This is a genomic window from Leuconostoc aquikimchii, from assembly GCF_040838325.1.
GTDB lineage: Bacteria > Bacillota > Bacilli > Lactobacillales > Lactobacillaceae > Leuconostoc > Leuconostoc aquikimchii.
In genome coordinates, this window is record NZ_JBFPER010000002.1 from 33,468 (window position 1) to 50,623 (window position 17,156).

Below are 17,156 nucleotides of genomic sequence, written 5' to 3' on the forward strand. Positions count from 1 at the left end.
CGCACATATTAACGCCGAAGCGTTAGCCATTATTGTGCATCTACTGGATTACTGTGAATTTCATTGATAAATCCAACACTAACAGCACCAATTAACATTAAGATTCCGGATACTAAGATCATTGATGGGAAATGTGAACCAAGTGCTGGGAATAGTGCAAAACTAGCAACTGAGGCTACAATTTGCGGCAAGCAAATTGAACCGTTAAACAATCCTAGATAAGTCCCCATATGATCACCGGGCAATGCGTTGGTTACCATAATGAATGGGTATGCCATCATGCCTGCCCATGAAATACCGATTAGAATAAATGAGCCAATCAACAAATACTGTGAATGAATAAAGAAGACTGATGTGAACCCAATTGCCCCCAAAAATAGTGACAAAGCATAACCTGTTTTGTTTTTGTTCGCTGGAATCTTTGATAATACTAGCGACCACACAACGGCTGCAATAGCATAAACCGCTGACATGATACCAAACCAGTTTCCACCATTTTGGTAACCAGCCGTTGTTGGATCAGTTGCATGGAAAATATTGTCTGCCACAGCACCAGTACCGTAGGTCCACAAATATTGGAATGCCATCCAGCAGAAGAACTGAGTCAAAGTAACCATCCAAAATGTTTTTGGCGCGCGCTTTAACAAAGTCAAGAAGCCACCTTCACCATCATTTGGTGTGTTCAAAGCATAGCCATGATATAACTCATAAGTGGCATCATCGTATTCTTTTACGTTAAAGACCGCAATCAGTGAAAAGACAACTAAGACGATTGCACCAACATAGAATGAAATAATTACAGATGCTGGCACTTGACCCTTAGGCGCTGTGTTAGCAACACCAATCACTGTCAGCAAGAATGGGAAAATAGTTGCCAACACAGATCCTGCATTAGATAAGAAACTTTGAATTGAGTATGCGTATGACTTTTGGTTTTCATTAACCATGTCACCAACAACCATCTTGAAGGGCTGCATCGCAACGTTAGAGCTCAAATCCATGAACAAAATTGTGATAGCTCCAAACCATAACCCAGCAGTAGTTGAAAAACCAAAACTACCTGAGTTAGGCAACAAGAACATTACGATAACTGACACAAGAGCGCCAACCAATAAATAAGGCATACGACGACCAAAACGTTTTGTCCATGTGCGATCTGAGAAATAACCAACTAGTGGTTGAACAAACAACCCTGCCAACGGTGGTAGGATAAAGAAAAATCCTAACTTAGTGGGATCAGCACCCAATGTCTGAAAAATACGTCCCATTTGGGAACTCTGCAATGAGAATGCCATCTGCACACCCAAAAATCCAAAACTCAGCATCCAAATGGTGCTTAGCGGCAGGTTTGGCAACCCCTGCCCTTTTTTCTTATCTACCATCATTACTTCCTCCAAAATTTTTTTGAAACATAACTGATTTGCTTTAATCATGCACCATTTATATGAACAATTCGTGATGAAACTGTTTTTTTTAGAAATCAGGAACATGTTCTGAACACCAATATATGTGACCGCTTACATTTTATAGTATAGACCATTTGGATAATTAATGGAAGCGTTTGCACAATGTTAACGATAACATTATGCAAATTTATTGTTTATCGAACAGCTATAGCTGCTGAAATGCTGGTATTTCCTAATTCTATCGTTTTTTGATTCAATTTAAGAAATAATTTGTGCGACAATTTTTTCAACAATTAAGGCAAGCGCTTGTCTTATGGGTGTTTAATTTCGGCTGAACCGCACTTAGCACAACAAGTGCAATCTAATCGCTCGCACGGATAATCGTAGTCGGCAATTAGAAATTGTGCATTAAGTTCAATACTAATCTAACGATAAAACAATATAATAAATATCACGATATCCCTGCCGGCACATATATTCAGTCGTTTATTCAATGCCTGCTCGATTATTCACGTCAATAGATTGTGTCTCTGCCGTAATATCTAAGCTAATTTTCAGTGTCTAACCTTTTTGTTGTAAATTATAGCTAATCGAATCAATAATTCGGTTCAACTGTTGTAACATCTTCTAAAAGTAAGAAACGAATGACATAATGGCGTTGGTTGACTAATGACCGTACGACTTGATTTGGCAGATAGCCAACGGTCTTTTTTTTATTGCATGTTGTACTCGCACCATCAGTTCAGGTGACACTTGATCTGGATGATTAATTACATGGCTAAGTGTCATTTTTGAGACATGCGCCTTTCGTGCAATATTATTTTAATTCACCACGTCTCATCACAAAATTCAGGTAAACGGTACGGCACAATCACGCTGGTTGCCTTAGTTTGCTCCAGGACAGAACGCTGATCGTTAAACAATAATCGAACCGCTTCACTGCCCAAACTACGTGGCAACACATCAACTGAATAGAAATCCTTACCACCAAGTCGTGCATATTCAGAACGATTAAAAGCTATCGTTGGCAATTTTGGATGTGTGGGTAAATGAGCTTGTGCTTGATTACGTGCCAGATAACCGATTTCGTCATCACTAGCAATAATGCCGTCAATTTCGTGATGCAATTCGAAATAACTTTCCAATACCTGTTTTTGCGCTTGAAAATCAAGTGGTAAAGATAAGACTTGACCGTCTGGTTGTGCAATATGAAAGCCGATTTCACGATTTCGCTCATAACGCCAATCAGCCAAAGTGCGAACAAGAAGCGGTGCTTTTAGGTTAAAATGGCCAACTAACTGTCTAGTTGCCTCTTCACCAGCTCGACGATTATCATTATCAACATATAAAACATCATTAGCTTGCTCGGGTTCACCAGTGACAACAACCCGGGCGTTGTTTTCTCGTAATAATTCAGAAATTGGATCATTTTCAACAGTGTAAAGCAGTATAAAACGGCGAACTTGTCCAGCTTCCACCATCATTTTAACGGCATTGTAGACTTCAGACCAATTGTTGCCCGTCGCAGTGGTCAATAAGTATTGTCGGGCAACGAGTTGAGAATTAATCCCGAATAGTAATTGCATTGAGAAAACATTTTCAGCACTATCTTCAGCTTGTGGTTGAAAAACAACCCCAACCGTGTTGCTTTCACTTTGTGTTAAGTTCCGTGCAGCAAAATTTGGCGTATATCCCATATCTTGTGCAATTTTTTTTATGCGTTCCTTTGTTTTAGCACTAATTTTCGGTGAGTCAGACAACGCGCGCGAAACCGTCGAAATAGCAAATCCGGATTTATTTGCAATATCTTGTATTGTTACCATAGAGATCTCCTGTACACGTTATTTTAACATGAAAAAGATTGGAACTGACGCCTCAATCTTTTTAAACCTTTGACCGATTTACTTGTCACATAAGAAACTGCTCAGAAGTCAATAAATTGTACTATTTTTATTCAGTTACTTAGGCAACATTTGAGATGCGATTGCGATTATAAAAATTGATAGTCCAACCAATGGCTGCTTGGACTTCAGTTAATGTTTGGTATGCCTTCAAATAAACCTCTTCACGCTTCAATATTGAATGAAATGCTTCCATACGGCCATTATCGTATGGATGTCCTTTGAGTGAATATGAATGTTTCAAGCCATAATTTTGACATTTAATATTAAATTCAGCACTCGTGTATTGTGACCCCATATCTGAATGAATAATGAGTGGCTTTCGATGCTTATCTAACGCCATCTGTAAGGCACTTGTGGCTAGCTCGGCTGTCATTGTATCGCCAATTTTATAGCCCAATACTTTTCTCTTCTCAGGATCCAAAATGGTCGCTAAATAGACCCATCTGTGATTAGTCAACTGAATATAAGTGATATCTGTTTGCCAAACACCGCTCAAATCATGCAAGTGTCTAATCAGATTGGGCTTTTGATTAACAGTCACCACATTTTTTGGCTTGCGATAACGTTTTTGCATGCGTAATTTAATCCCTAATTCACGCCCTAATTTGAGCGTCATATATTCAGATATTTTTGGACAATCAATTTTTTGGCTAGGAAGATGGCCGCTCAATGCCTGTCAGGCTATGCGTGATAAAATTTCGTTTTCTTCCTCCAAAATAGCGAGGCGCTTCTCTAATTGCTTGACATCCTTTAACGTCTTTGACTGACCCTGAATCATGACTGGGGTAGCTTGCTTGACCCAAATCGCAATAGAATCTTTTGAAGGTCCAAATTCCTCTGCTAATGATTTAAGTGAACGTCCTTCTTGGTAAAGTTTAACCAGTGAATCTTTAAAATCTTGTGAATAACGAATTGACATAAAAATACTCCTATACTTTCATTTTACGGACTGAATAAAAATAGTCCATTTTTTTAGTATAAGAGCACAAAACAACACTTCTACCGCGCAAAACTAATGTTTTGCCAGTAACACCGCCGCTCGTTTTAAAATTTCATTTTCCTCTTTTAAAATTGCGCGTTCTTTGCGCAATTTTTTCAACTCATCCGCTGAGATAGATTCACCGTTGATCTCAACGGGCGAGTAATTTTTAACCCAGTTCCGAATTGAATCGGTTGAAGGGCCTTATTCTTTGGCTAATTCATCGGTCTGACGTCCCGCTTTAACCATCTCGACGATGGACTTTTTAAAGTCCTCTTCATAACATGTAACCATAAATAAAAATGCTCCTATGATGATATTTTACCAAACTAGAAAAACTAGTACGGAATCTCATCATAAGAGCAATTAATAGTTATTTACCAAAACGCCACCATTTTTTAGACTTAGCTGTCTCTGGATGATTCGGTTCTTCTACATCACTTTGCTCATTCACAGACCCCTGTTCATCCGTTGATGATTGTGTCTGGGTTGTTAAAGCTTTTAAGTCTTTAATTTCAGCTTTGTATTCTTCCAGCAGTTTTTTGTCTTGTAACGCTAACCGTTGTTGCTGATCTAGGAGATTTTGCATCTGATTTAATTGTTTAAATTGTTGAGCTTTAGTTTCTTTTAAATCTTCTATCTGTGCATTTTGATAATTAATAATATCGCGTACATAATTTATATTGTCATCATTACGTAAGTTTTCGGTTTTTGATTCTTGTTGTCGTTCGGAGTTTTCGGTTTCTGGTTTCTGGTTTTCGTAACCATCTAAAAACATTGATTTTATAGCCTTTTGTCCGTTTTCGTTAATCAAAAACCGGTTTCCGTTTTTCGAAAACCATTGTTTTCGTTCTTTATCTGATACTTTTTTATTAATTGCAGTCTTGCTGACACCTAACTCCTCAGCGAGTTCTCGAATTGTTTTTAAATTTTCACTCATGACCTATATCCTGCCTTTTAACGACTGGTAGATACTGTTCAATCGATTTTTTAAGGTACTTAGCAATGTTCTTTTTGGAATAATCATCTTGCTTATCTCTGATATATGCCAAATGCTCTTTAACACCATTTAGGCCACGTAAGTCTTTTAATTCATCATAGAGTGGATAAACATTTTTCTGTAGCCCTGACAAAATAGCCGTATCCGTCAAATCAATGTATGACAATAAGAAATGCTCCATCAGCAACTTTGTATATGGACTTTTCATAGCTTCATATACAAGGTCTTTTTCGCTTTCTTCTTGCCTTATCTTACCGTCAATATAAGCTTGATCATCTAACTTGTAACTGCTATCATCTGCTACCTGCTTTTTAGTGATATGAAAGACAATACTATCAATACTCCGCCCTTTTTTGAGCTTTTCGTAAGTTACATTGAACGTTGTGTGTCTAGTAATTTCTGACAATGGTTCATTCAGTACTCTTTTTTCAAAATGATCAAATCGTTTATATTCATCAATTGTATCTGTCATTTGACGTAAATCTCGCATACTTATTTCAGGATTACGGTAACTTTCAACCTGTTCCTCTCTCCGTCCACCTTTAACGCTGTAATGCTCGTATTGATTGTAATTCATCGATAACCAACGATACAAAATAACGGCATATTTACTATTCAATTCTGCAATATCTGACAATGCATGTTGTGTAAAATTATTTTTAAGATTTATTAAGTAAGGCATGATTTCACGATGAAATTCAATTTTTACTTCATCGTTATAATCCGTCCATTCAACATAAGGGATTGGTACAATACTAATAAATTTAAAGCCTTTATCTTGTTCTTTTTTAATCTGAAAAAAAGCTTGTTTCTGCATTTTTTCAACGGCTTCTTTAAAACGACTATGTTTGTTGCTATCATTGACCTTAAAAAAAGCAAATAACTCTCGCTTTGATAAATACACCGTATGATCCTTAGGTGGATTTTCAGTGTCAATTAAAGAAACTGCCAATTCAAACATTTTTAGTGGCGTTTTATCCATTTTGGCAATCGAAGTGATTAAACTATTATGTTCAACCACTTTTCGTTTGGACAGTTCATTCAAGCTCTGCACCTGCCTTACGTTATTTTCTGGTAGAATAGACATATAAATACGCTCCTTTGTGCGTGTTACTGAAAAAGTATAAAGAAAAACTTCTAGACAGGATTTTCTTTATGCTTTTTATTATATCCTACACACCCACTTATTTAAATTAAAAGTGGGTGTATACATAGTGTTTTGTGGGTGTATACATAGTATTTTGTGGGTGTATACATAGTATTTTGTGGGTACATAATCTTGTAAACCCTTGATAATACTGACTTTATAACCGCGCAAAAGAACAAAAGATTAAAATATAAAAGATAAACTTATAATAGGCTTCGCCTTTTTATTAACCCCCTAAAAAAACAAAAAGAGAACATTGGCAACAAAATTGAATAGCTGCGATGTTCTCTTTTTTGATGATTGTATCTTTCAACTGACGTCTCAATAACGATTTAACATTATCACCACTTATTAAGCTCATAGAGCGCGTTTAACATCTTTGTTGAGTATTTATTAATCAAATCGTTAAAAACGCTTAAAACGGCTAATAAAGCGTTTTAAATCTATAGACTTGGCCCTTTAAATAGATCCCGTGTTAATTCGATAATCCGATTAATTAATGCTTTAACTTGTTCAATCCCTCGCTCTAATCTTGTAGAGAGGATTTTGCTATCTGGATTCTCTCGCGCAGTCTTTAGCGTAGCTAACCAGGACGTTGCCTCTTTTTTACTTTTAGTGAGTTCTTCATGATCCAGCTTATAAAGGACATACCGGGCCTCTACATCACTATGGGGTATCTTTTCGACGCCATAATCATTTTTAAGCATATCCCGCATCGCATAGTCCATCTGTTGCTTTTCTCTCACTCGCTGCTGAAGTGCTTGATGCCTATCTTTCAGCTGTTGATAGTCAGCTTGCAACTCTGCTAATTGGGCTTTGCTTTTTAATAAGTCTTGTTTGCTATCTGCTGCATCACGTTGGCTTTGCAGGGTGGCTTTTTTCATATTGGCTAAAACGCTTTTAAATAGATCTAAATCATCGGGTTTAATGACGGTCTTACCAAATAAATTTTTAGATAACGCCTGTTTAAAGTCATCAATTTGTTTTTCAGCTAATTCAACTTCAGTTAGAGCTTGATTCGTAACTTTGAGTAAGGCTTTTTTAGCACTGATATTTTCCTCGACATTAGCTAATTCCTCTTTTAACGCTTTAAATTGATCATTGTACTTTTTAATTTCAGCGACATTCTCAAACGGTAAGGTTTTGTTATTCAGAACGCCTTTCTCATAAAAGGGTAGCACCTTTTTTAAATCCTGATCTAAATCATCATGGAAAGTTTGTAAGTCATGCCGTGTGAGGACTTCTTTAGCAGAAACTTTATAACGCTCTTTTTTTGCATCAAAAACCACTGGCACAAAGGCATAGTGCAAATGGGGTGTTGTCTCATCATAATGAACGACAGCGGCCATGGCATTTTCTTTCCCATAGCGATTGTCTAGAAATTGTTTGGTGGCTTCAAAAAAGGCGCTCTGTTGCTCATAGGACGATTCTGATAACTCTTCAGGTAAAGTGACTATCCAAGTCGCTAATGCTTTCACATCGTCTCTTTTCATGCAATAAACGGCATTTAACCGCTCATTGAAGCGGGACAGCATATCTGAACCATCCGTCATGAGATCTTGATTGAGGTATGTTTTCGCCACATCAATCTCTTTGTTGCTGTGATGGTCAGTTTTACGTTCAAAATGAACAGCTAAACCGGGCACTGCACCACGGGTATTTTTCTTTAAATGCGCCATAAAAAATGCCTCCTCAAAAAAGGTTTTCCGAGACCAGTATAACACCGTTAAAAATCTGGTATAGCCTGTTATACCAAAATTCTATTTTGGACAGGCTCTGCGAGGCGAGTCATCGACAAGCGCTGACAGTAGCGTTTCCCCTTCCTGCTGGGGAAACTGCTATTTTACAGCGCCACTTATCCGGCTTGTAAAACCTCCGGCGGGTCACGCCGTGACGGGGCAATTTATCATTGCAAGATCACCTTCAGCGGGAGCATGTCATGCAGAACGCTACCCGCGTGGGGCAAGCTGATGTCAGCTTAACCACATAAAAAAATCAGTTGAGATAGTATCTGTATCTATCTCAACTGATTTTGAATGCTAATATAATTTTCCAGCGTATTAATTTAAATCCCAAATGATTACCCCTATACCCTGTAAACCAACTACATGCGTTTTTTTGGTAACCATTTTAATAAATCAAAACTGGTATGGATTACAACCAGGATTGTCAGAATGATATAAAAGGAATTATCTGAGGTGAGCTTGTTTTCGATCATCATGTAAATTAAGATTATTACGGCGCACAATAGGAAAATAACATTAAGTATAAGAGCATTTGAGCGGTGTTTGGCAGACAAATATCACTTATATTCAGTTGACTAATCACAGATGGGTCTATTTAGCGACCGTTTTGGATCCTGAGAAGATAAAAGTATTGGGCTATAAAATTGGCGATACAATGACAGCCGAGCTAGCCACAAGTGCCTTACAGATGGCGTTAGATAAGCATCGAAAGCCATTAATTATTCATTCAGATATGGGGGCGCAATACACGAGTGCTGAATTTAATATTAAATGTCAAAATTATGGCTTGAAACATTCATATTCACTCAAAGGCCATCCGTACGATAATGGCCGTATGGAAGCGTTTCGTTCAATATTGAAGCGTGAAGAGGTGTATCTGAAGGCATACCAAACATTAACTGAAGTCCAAGCAGCCACTGGTTGGTATATCAATTTTTATAATCGCAATCGTATCTCAAATGTTGCCTAAGTAACTGAATAAAAATAGTCCAATTTATTGACTTCTGAGCAAAGCCCCGCGATGTTTGATCGTTGGAGAGTTCATATTAAAATCATCTTTTTCTATATTAGTATTGTGGGACGTTTACATTTTCATTCCCATTTTTTCATAAGACTGCATACCGCCCATCCAAATCTCAGATGGTTTGACGCCACGTTCTTTAGCCAAGGCCATCATTAACGTATCCATATCCATCAATTTATATTCTTGCTTTGGCTTGGCTGGATCGAATGTTTCAATCTGTGCCATCATGCCGCCATCTTCGTGCTCAATGATATGGCAGTGATACATATAAACCCCTGGCAAATCAAAGCGAACCAGCAGCCGAACCGTTTCACCAGGATTCACGCCAACGGTATCTTTGAAACCATGTTCATTTGGATACGGCGCATGCCCATTCCGCGACAAGACTAAGAATTGGGTTCCATGCACATGGAATGGATGAACCATTCCAGGCGCATCATTGCTATTGGTAACATCCCAGTACTGGGCTTTGCCAATTGGTTGCGTGGCATCAATCCGCTGCATGGCAAACTTTTTACCATCAATCGCAACACCTTCGTCCATCCCCTGCATCACAACGTGGCGAACTGGCAAAGCCGGGTCAACCACTGGTGCCTTCACATCGAACAACTTATCAGGCAAGGTAGTCTGATCCGGTTTGAACGCATGAATGCGGAACTTCAGCAATGGCACATCATCCGTATATAAGGTGACCTCGTCGCCTTCATGGTATTGGCCAAAATCAACGATCACTTCGGCACGCTCAGCACAAGTCAGCATCAAATGGGTAAATTTGACCGGCTCCGGTAATAGTGAGCCATCCCCGCCAATTTGCGTAAATGGCAGGTCATCGGAAAAATGCAACCGCCATTCACGGCGATTAGCACCATCCAGAAAACGCAACCGGACCTTTTGCGTGGTGACATCAAAATAGGGATTGATTGTACCGTTAATCATTGCAGTTGGCCCAGCAACACCGTCAGGATCATAATCAGCCCGGTAGTCCCACTGGTTGTTCTCATGAAAACGCCGGTCTTGCAAAATGACCGGAATATCGTCAACGCCATAGTTCCTTGGCAATGGCAGGCTGGCTTCATGGTCGTCTTTGACAATCACCATGGCAGCCAAACCATGCCAAACCTGCTCGGCTGTGGATGGGCACGGATGCGCGTGCAGCCACAAAGTCGTCGCCGGTTGTTCCAATGTGAAGTCGATATGCTTACTTTCACCCGGATAAACCGGCGCATGGCATCCGCCATCAACATAAGGGCCACTGACATTAGCCCCATGCCAATGAAAAGTGGTCAACTCAGGCAGGGTGTTTTTCAGTGTCACATGCGTATGCTGACCACGGCGATACACAATCGTCTGACCTAACAGACTGGTATTATAGCCCCACGTCTTGGTCTTCGCCCCAGGTAACAGTTGCGTTTCCCCAGCCTCTGCTGTCACCGTGTAATAAACGTCGGTCGCCGTCTCTTTATCCGGTTTCAACAACGGCGGCACATTTAAGGGCTTCTCAGGCGCATCACTGACCTCAAGCGGCACGTACCCGCCATCGTGGAGATCAAACGCTGGCTCATCAAAGAAATAGTTCGTATAGGTTTTCATCGTGATTTCTCCTTCTGACAAGAATTTTAACACTTTTTAGGGTTGCCATAAACATAATTTAGAATTAACCTAAAGTAGTATCGAAAAATGGTATAGGTCTTATCCATACACTTGAGGAGGATTTTCATGCAACAAATGTCGAAAACAATGGGCTGGCTCATGCTGGCGTTAAATGTGGTGCTGCTGATTCTAATTGGTACCATGCACAATATGGCAGCGATGTGGTTAATGGGTCTGATTATGAATGGGTCTGATTATGACTTTGGACGCTGTGACAGGTTTAGTTGCCGCTTATCGGCCCCAGTCAAGTCAACAACACGCCCACCAGCGCTAGTTTATTAAGCAGTTGCTGCAGTCTACTAAAAATAGCATTTGATGCTTGACCAATATATCGTTTATCATCACCCAACAATATATAGATGCCAGGTTTTTTAGACTCATCAATCAACTGAATGCTAGCTAAATCGTCTTTATTCGCAATGACCACAAATGATGGTTCGTCATAGAATATTGAAATGTTATCATTCCCTGACTCTCGGCTGATAAATATGTGATTGGGCATGTGATCATCGACCTCTTTTTTTAGGCGCTATTATACCGCCGAACAAAAAAACAGCCCCCATTATCTACTAGTCAGATAATGGGGGCTGTTTTAATAGTCTTTTCGAGGAGTCATTAATCACAAATAGACCCTCTTGTTGTTAAATTAATGTTCTAATTTTATATGCTAAACCAGGGAAAGCCATTAGCATCTTTTCTTTCCAAACCTCTGGATCAACATCAATTGCCATAACAGGAATTAGTGAATTGATATCATCTACTGCTGTTTGGCTAATTTCAGCAGCGCCCACGAGATGATTTTGCTTGTCAAAGACTAATGATAATCGTGCGTGATCATCTGTTCCAGCATAAAGAAAGTCACCTTGAGTAATATCAATATCTTTAATTGAATAATTACTGTCTTCCTTTGCTTTATCAATACTAATTCCAGCTTGAGCGAGTTGGGGGAATGTGAACGTAACGGTTCCAATTACTGGGTACCTAAGAGGTTCAGTTGTTTTATTAGTAAGTAAGGCACTTAAGTAGTCTGCTTCAAACTGTGCCGTAGAGGTTAATGCTGGTGCGGTTTTATCAACAATATCGCCCATTGCGTAAATGTTATTTGCTGATGTGGTCAAATATTTATCAACTTTAATTCCGCGGTTGCTGTACTCTACACCAGCATTATCAAGTTTCAATGCATTAATTTCAGGAACTCTACCACTGGCATTAATAACTTTATCAAAAGTGCCAAGGTTGCCGTTAGCTGATTGAACCTCATAGCCAGTTTGTGCTTCGGTAACAGCTGTAACATTTGTGTTAAATATAAAATTAATACCAAGTGAGTTTTTCATTTCATCAACTAACTGATGAACGTGTTGGCTGTAAAATCCCTCTAGTGGTTGGCCGGATCGGACAATAACTGTTACTTTAACCCCGGCAGCAGACAACAATGTAGCAAATTCCATACCAACGTAACCACTTCCGATAATTGCGACGTTCTTTGGAGTATCTTCGAGTTCAAAAAGGTTAGTACTAGTAAGTAGGTACTCGTGGCCAGGAATGTTAAGAGGATGCGGCTTTTTTCCGGTTGCGATTACAAAATTATCAGCAGTGATTTTTTTATTATTAACTTCAATGGTATGTTGATCAACAAATGATGCTTCACCCTTGATGGTAGTCGCACCCAGGCCTTCATACATACTTTGCATATTATTTAGGAATGACGCCATAGCCTTATTCTTTTGCTGAATAAGTTCTTTCCAGTCAAGCTTAGCTGGTTGAGTAATTCCCTTACCTTGCAAACGCATTGAAGTTAAGGTTGCTCGTGCTGCTCCTTCTAAGAAAATCTTGGGTTCGCAGCCTTCGTTAGGGCAAATTCCGCCAAACCGATTCTTTTCAACAACCGCGATTTTCTTTCCGCTATTCTGCATTCCCAATAGGAAACGATAAACTGATGGCCCACTGCCAATAACAACGTAGTCAAACTTCATTTATAGCTTTCCTCCATTTATTTTGTTTTCTTCTTATCCTCAGTTTGCTTTTGATGTTCAGCGATATTACAACCGTCTGGCCCACATACAGCAGCATCATTATTATCGCCAAATATTGTATTAAATTGTGGCTTATCTTCGGTCATCGTAAATTCCTCCTAATTTTCTTCTGCTTGAACGCCCTTTAAGGCTTTAACAAAGACTTCATATGGTTGAGCACCACTAATTGCATACTTATTATTGATTACAAAAAAAGGTGCAGCATGAATACCGGATTGTTGAGCCTCTGCCTCGTCATTGACCACAGCTTGATGATATTGGTTAGAATTAAGCACTTTTTCTACTTCGTCTTTAGCAAGCCCAGCTTCCATTGCCGCATTTAATAGCACATCATGGTCAGAAATCGATTGACCATCACTAAAGTAAACTTGGTAGAAGCGTCTAATTACTCGTTCAGTCAAATCAGGATCATTTTTAGCTTCTGCGAATTTAATAATCCGGTGCGCATCCATAGTATTTGTAGGTACTACACTGTCAAGATCCATTGGTAGACCATCGTTATGCGCCATTTGTTCGATGTAAGCCATTTGCTTTTTGGCCTGTGGCTCCATTGCCTTATTTCCCTGAGTGAAGTGATTAATGTATCCTTCATCGGTTTCCTTTGGTGTTGCAGGGTTAAGCTCGAATGATTTGAACTCTAATTCAGTTGTGTCATAAATACCAATTTCCTTCATTGCTCGTTTCATTCGGTTAGAACCGATATAACAAAAGGGGCAAGCAATGTCTGACCAATATTTGATTTCCATAAAGTAATTTTCCTCTCTTTAATCTTTAACCGTTTGCCGATGCTTTATGGCTTCGAAATATTCAAAGGCGTTTTGCCCAGCAATACCACCATCGCCAACCGCAGTTGTAATTTGCCGCAGTTGCTTTTGCCGGACATCACCAATTGCATAGATTCCAGGAATTGTTGTTTCCATTTGATCGTTAGTTATAATCCAACCAGCTTGATCGGTAATATTTAAATTATTGAAAATTTGGCTGTTTGGAAAGTTACCGACGTAAACGAAAACTCCATCAGTGTCTAGAGTTGTATCATCACCGACCTGATTGTTATGAATTTTTACTCCAGTAACATGATTTTCATCACCTAAAATCTCTGTCACACTAGTATTCCAAGTGAAATCTATCTTATCGTTATCAAAAGCACGATTTTGTAATACCTTTTGTGCCCGTAACTGATCGCGACGATGAATGACATTAACTCCATCAGTGACATTAGCTAAGTACAATCCTTCAGAAATTGCTGAATCACCACCGCCAACTACAGTCACGTTCTTTCCTTTAAAGAAAGAACCATCACATACTGCACAGTAAGAAACCCCTTTTCCGGAGAAATTTTCTTCACCTGGTACACCTAATTTTCGATTATTAGATCCTGTTGCAATAATTACTGCGCTTGCTACTAACTCGTCACTATCGGTTTGAATATGCTTCATTTGTTGATCATCAACGGTAACGTTTTGGACATCACCGTATACAAAATTTACTCCGGCCTTAACGGTTCCTTGATACATTTTCTCACCAAGTTCAGGCCCCTTAATTGTTGTAAAACCAGGGTAGTTTTCAATGTCATCGGTGTTGTTCATTTGTCCACCATAAATACCGCGATCAAGCATTGCTACATTTAAATTAGCTCGTGCTGCATATAAGGCAGCGGTCATTCCACCAGGACCGGCCCCAATCACTACTACATCATATTTCCTCATTAAATTTCACTCCAATCTACTTATTAGTCGTCACGTAACGCTAATCCCTTATCCAATGAACGATTAACAATGACTTCTTGTGCATCAATAATGGTTACCCACTATATAATCTAAATAGTCTTGGTCTTTATGGGTTTCAGTTTTCTTATTAAGGAGTCGGACATAACTTTCAGTTGCTAACGTCCCCATACCGCCAAGAATAGTAAAAAACTTCTTCATTAGTTAATAGTGTTGGTAATGAAATTTTCGACTTCTTCTTTAGTCTTCCGATCTTTATTGACAAGTCTTCCGATTTCTTGCCCATCTCTAAAAATAACGAAGCTTGGAATACCAAAGATATTTAGTTCTTGAGCCAATTCGGTATTCTCATCACGATCGACACTGATGAAAGTGTAATCTTTGAATTCTTGTTCAATCTCTGGTAGATGAGGCTTGATAAAGCTACAATCAGGGCACCAAGAAGCCATAAAAACTAAAATATATTTTCCATTCTTCAGTTTTTTATCAAATTCTTTTTTATTCATTACTGATAGTTGTTCCATTCAGCTTCTCCCCTCTTAACCTAATTAGTATATTGAGCAAGAACGGTTTTAAGTTGGTCCTTACTGTGGAGGCCAACCAGCTTATCAACTACTTGGCCATCTTTTTTGATAATTAAGGTTGGAATAGACATAATTCCAAATGCTATTGGTGTTTTTTGATTTGCATCTACGTCTATTTTAGTAATTTTGACTTTATCGCCAATTTCTTTATCAAGTTGTTCAATAATCGGTCCTTGCATTCGACATGGAGGACACCAAGTAGCCCAAAAATCAGTTAATGTAACACCGGTACTAGTTTCTTTCACAAAGTCTTTGTCAGTTAAGTTCTTAACCATAAGAGTCGCTCCTTTATAGGTAATATTTAATTAAAGTTGTTAATTGTGATTGATCAATAAAACGGGTAATTTTTTCAACGATTTTTCCATCACGCAGCAAAATAGTACTGGGTGCGGAATAAACATTGTATTTTTTTGCTGGTTCTGGGTGAGCATCTGAATTCACTACCCGAACGTTTAAATATGAATTAAAGTCATGGCTAATCTTATTTATTATTGGTCGCTGCGTGTAACACTGGGCGCACCAATTATTCTCAAAATTAATTAAGGTTAGCGTTTTATCAATAGTAGACAAGTTATGTCACCGCCTTTCAATTATTCAATTGTTTGCTTGAATAGTTTAATAATATCACATACTTTTTGTAAGTCAATATAAAAGCACGATTTAATCAATAAATGACTAAATCGTGCTTAAACTGTTTATTCTGTTATTTTATTCCAATCATAGTAACTTGAATTTAAACTAACTGCGTCAAAACCATTTCTATTTAAGATCTGTGTGGCAATGTTGGAATTAGCACATAGTCTTCCACGGCAATAAACAATAATTTTTTGATCTTTAGGTAATTTGGGCATTGATTCTTTTAATGTTTCCAATGGGACATTAATTGCCGATTGTATGTGGCCTGCTGCATATTCATCAGAAGGTCGTACATCAAGGACAAAGCTATTTTTGTATTCTTCTTGAGCTTGCTTTAAGGAAATGGTTTTAACGTTATCTTGAGCGTCTGATTTATCCTGAATTGTTTTCATATCTGAAAGTTCACTGTTGCCAATATCGGTTAATAGGTGCACAAAATCACTAATTTTGGGAGAACTAAGGCTATAAATAATATGATTGCCTTTTCGTTTTGTTTTAACCAGATGACTGTCCTTCAATATTTGTAGATGGCGTGAGGCGTTAGCTACACTTATTCCGACCCCGTTGGCAATAGTTTCAACTGATTTGGGTGCTTGAGTTAAAAGATCAAGAATTTCTAATCGTCGATCACTGCTTAGCCCCTTACCAATTTTAGATAGTTCTTTATATAGTCCATTTTTGTAGTTAACTGCTTGTTCAAACATTTTCTTTCCACCTTTTCAACTATTGTGTTGAATAGTTTACCAGTTTTCCTATGAAATTGAAATTCAATATTATTAGTTAATAAATTAATGGGCCTTGTCTTTTTAGATTTAGGAGTCATCCTATAATTATAGACCCTGAATGGAAGGGCATTTTAGTGAGTGCCTAGTCACATATCTAGCTCATAACCAAAGCCCTGGTATTTTCCTTAGAAGTCAATAAATTAATTGGACTGTTTTACTGCGGCACTATATGGCGTTTTTTTATTAATGAACGTAGTTATTCAAACTTGTAACTAATTTTTTAATTTCGTCACGAACCTTACGGAATTCTTGTAGTTGTTCTTCTAAAGTTCCTGTGGCTTGCGCTGGGTCAGATAAAGGCCAGTGTAAACTCTTGGTTTGAGGGGGAAGCATAGGACATTTATCCTTGGCATCACCACATAAAGTAATAACTAAATCTGAAGTGTTCAAATAATTTAGATCAATTAATTTAGAGTAGTGGCTACTAATATCTACTCCATCTTCAGCCATAACTTTAACAGCATTTAGATTTAACCCATGAGTTTCAATCCCTGCACTCTCGATTTGAAACTCATTTGCCGGCAATATTTTTTTTG

20 protein-coding genes and 2 pseudogenes are annotated in these 17,156 nt (G+C 38.4%); 2 read left to right on the forward strand and 20 right to left on the reverse strand.

Annotated elements, in window-relative coordinates:
- Nucleotides 1–29 precede the first annotated feature (29 nt).
- The 8 genes from AB3K24_RS10240 to mobV all read right to left on the reverse strand — a co-directional run bounded on the left by AB3K24_RS10240 (nucleotide 30) and on the right by mobV (nucleotide 8,115).
- Complete coding sequence (locus AB3K24_RS10240) at nucleotides 30–1,382, reverse strand: SLC45 family MFS transporter (protein WP_367975648.1); 1,353 nt, start codon at nucleotides 1,380–1,382, stop codon at nucleotides 30–32.
- 690 nt (nucleotides 1,383–2,072) lie between these two features.
- A complete protein-coding gene (locus AB3K24_RS10245) occupies nucleotides 2,073–2,195 on the reverse strand; it encodes a helix-turn-helix domain-containing protein (RefSeq protein WP_259680458.1) in 123 nt (40 codons plus the stop codon).
- Between the two features lie 38 nt (nucleotides 2,196–2,233).
- The gene (locus tag AB3K24_RS10250; protein ID WP_099045192.1) at nucleotides 2,234–3,229 is read right to left on the reverse strand and encodes a LacI family DNA-binding transcriptional regulator; all 996 of its coding nucleotides are present in this window, start codon (nucleotides 3,227–3,229) and stop codon (nucleotides 2,234–2,236) included.
- A 139-nt stretch (nucleotides 3,230–3,368) separates the two neighbouring features.
- Nucleotides 3,369–3,926 (reverse strand): IS3 family transposase, encoded by a 558-nt coding sequence (locus tag AB3K24_RS10255; protein ID WP_150260781.1) that lies wholly within the window; start codon nucleotides 3,924–3,926, stop codon nucleotides 3,369–3,371.
- 60 nt (nucleotides 3,927–3,986) lie between these two features.
- Nucleotides 3,987–4,229 carry a transposase gene (locus tag AB3K24_RS10260; protein ID WP_150289170.1) on the reverse strand — a complete coding sequence of 81 codons (243 nt, stop codon included), beginning with the start codon at nucleotides 4,227–4,229 and terminating at the stop codon, nucleotides 3,987–3,989.
- A 433-nt stretch (nucleotides 4,230–4,662) separates the two neighbouring features.
- The gene (locus tag AB3K24_RS10265) at nucleotides 4,663–5,229 is read right to left on the reverse strand and encodes a DNA-binding protein (protein WP_150280949.1); all 567 of its coding nucleotides are present in this window, start codon (nucleotides 5,227–5,229) and stop codon (nucleotides 4,663–4,665) included.
- Nucleotides 5,222–6,376 (reverse strand): RepB family plasmid replication initiator protein, encoded by a 1,155-nt coding sequence (locus AB3K24_RS10270; protein WP_150289171.1) that lies wholly within the window; start codon nucleotides 6,374–6,376, stop codon nucleotides 5,222–5,224. The genes AB3K24_RS10265 and AB3K24_RS10270 overlap by 8 nt, the downstream gene beginning before the upstream one ends.
- Nucleotides 6,377–6,879: 503 nt before the next feature.
- Entirely contained in the window at nucleotides 6,880–8,115 is a 1,236-nt protein-coding gene (mobV, locus tag AB3K24_RS10275; protein WP_367975642.1) for a MobV family relaxase, read from the reverse strand.
- A gap of 598 nt (nucleotides 8,116–8,713) precedes the next feature.
- On the opposite strand from mobV, the gene AB3K24_RS10280 reads away from it, so the two are divergent.
- Nucleotides 8,714–9,151 (forward strand): DDE-type integrase/transposase/recombinase, encoded by a 438-nt coding sequence (locus AB3K24_RS10280; protein ID WP_147000550.1) that lies wholly within the window; start codon nucleotides 8,714–8,716, stop codon nucleotides 9,149–9,151.
- Between the two features lie 114 nt (nucleotides 9,152–9,265).
- Here AB3K24_RS10280 and AB3K24_RS10285 read toward each other — a convergent pair whose 3' ends face one another.
- Nucleotides 9,266–10,795 (reverse strand): multicopper oxidase family protein, encoded by a 1,530-nt coding sequence (locus AB3K24_RS10285; RefSeq protein WP_036068639.1) that lies wholly within the window; start codon nucleotides 10,793–10,795, stop codon nucleotides 9,266–9,268.
- Between the two features lie 126 nt (nucleotides 10,796–10,921).
- Between AB3K24_RS10285 and AB3K24_RS10290 the strand changes: the two are divergent.
- A pseudogene (locus tag AB3K24_RS10290) lies at nucleotides 10,922–11,129 on the forward strand (hypothetical protein).
- Here the strand turns inward: AB3K24_RS10290 and AB3K24_RS10295 are convergent.
- The 11 genes and pseudogenes from AB3K24_RS10295 to AB3K24_RS10345 form a co-directional block, all read right to left on the reverse strand.
- Nucleotides 11,100–11,357, reverse strand: a complete 258-nt coding sequence (locus AB3K24_RS10295) for a GIY-YIG nuclease family protein (RefSeq protein WP_004910776.1) — start codon at nucleotides 11,355–11,357, stop codon at nucleotides 11,100–11,102. The pseudogene AB3K24_RS10290 and the gene AB3K24_RS10295 overlap by 30 nt on opposite strands.
- Nucleotides 11,358–11,496: 139 nt before the next feature.
- The gene (locus AB3K24_RS10300) at nucleotides 11,497–12,828 is read right to left on the reverse strand and encodes a dihydrolipoyl dehydrogenase family protein (protein ID WP_004909438.1); all 1,332 of its coding nucleotides are present in this window, start codon (nucleotides 12,826–12,828) and stop codon (nucleotides 11,497–11,499) included.
- Nucleotides 12,829–12,845: 17 nt separating this feature from the next.
- Entirely contained in the window at nucleotides 12,846–12,974 is a 129-nt protein-coding gene (locus AB3K24_RS10305) for a hypothetical protein (RefSeq protein ID WP_004909440.1), read from the reverse strand.
- 12 nt (nucleotides 12,975–12,986) lie between these two features.
- A complete protein-coding gene (locus tag AB3K24_RS10310; protein ID WP_013984970.1) occupies nucleotides 12,987–13,634 on the reverse strand; it encodes a DsbA family oxidoreductase in 648 nt (215 codons plus the stop codon).
- Between the two features lie 18 nt (nucleotides 13,635–13,652).
- On the reverse strand, nucleotides 13,653–14,597 hold the full coding sequence (trxB, locus tag AB3K24_RS10315; protein WP_004909445.1) for a thioredoxin-disulfide reductase: 945 nt from the start codon (nucleotides 14,595–14,597) through the stop codon (nucleotides 13,653–13,655).
- 90 nt (nucleotides 14,598–14,687) lie between these two features.
- Nucleotides 14,688–14,816: pseudogene (locus AB3K24_RS10320) on the reverse strand (aspartate racemase); the annotation flags it as partial.
- Nucleotides 14,816–15,139, reverse strand: a complete 324-nt coding sequence (locus AB3K24_RS10325) for a thioredoxin family protein (RefSeq protein ID WP_004909449.1) — start codon at nucleotides 15,137–15,139, stop codon at nucleotides 14,816–14,818. The pseudogene AB3K24_RS10320 and the gene AB3K24_RS10325, both read right to left, overlap by 1 nt.
- 20 nt (nucleotides 15,140–15,159) lie before the next feature.
- The gene (gene trxA, locus AB3K24_RS10330; RefSeq protein ID WP_004909451.1) at nucleotides 15,160–15,474 is read right to left on the reverse strand and encodes a thioredoxin; all 315 of its coding nucleotides are present in this window, start codon (nucleotides 15,472–15,474) and stop codon (nucleotides 15,160–15,162) included.
- A gap of 13 nt (nucleotides 15,475–15,487) precedes the next feature.
- Nucleotides 15,488–15,769, reverse strand: coding sequence for a thioredoxin family protein (locus tag AB3K24_RS10335; protein WP_013984969.1), 282 nt, complete (start codon nucleotides 15,767–15,769; stop codon nucleotides 15,488–15,490).
- A gap of 125 nt (nucleotides 15,770–15,894) precedes the next feature.
- A complete protein-coding gene (locus tag AB3K24_RS10340) occupies nucleotides 15,895–16,539 on the reverse strand; it encodes an ArsR/SmtB family transcription factor (protein WP_004909452.1) in 645 nt (214 codons plus the stop codon).
- A gap of 264 nt (nucleotides 16,540–16,803) precedes the next feature.
- Nucleotides 16,804–17,156 (reverse strand): arsenate reductase/protein-tyrosine-phosphatase family protein (locus AB3K24_RS10345; protein ID WP_367975646.1); only part of this gene is annotated, 353 nt, incomplete at its 5' end.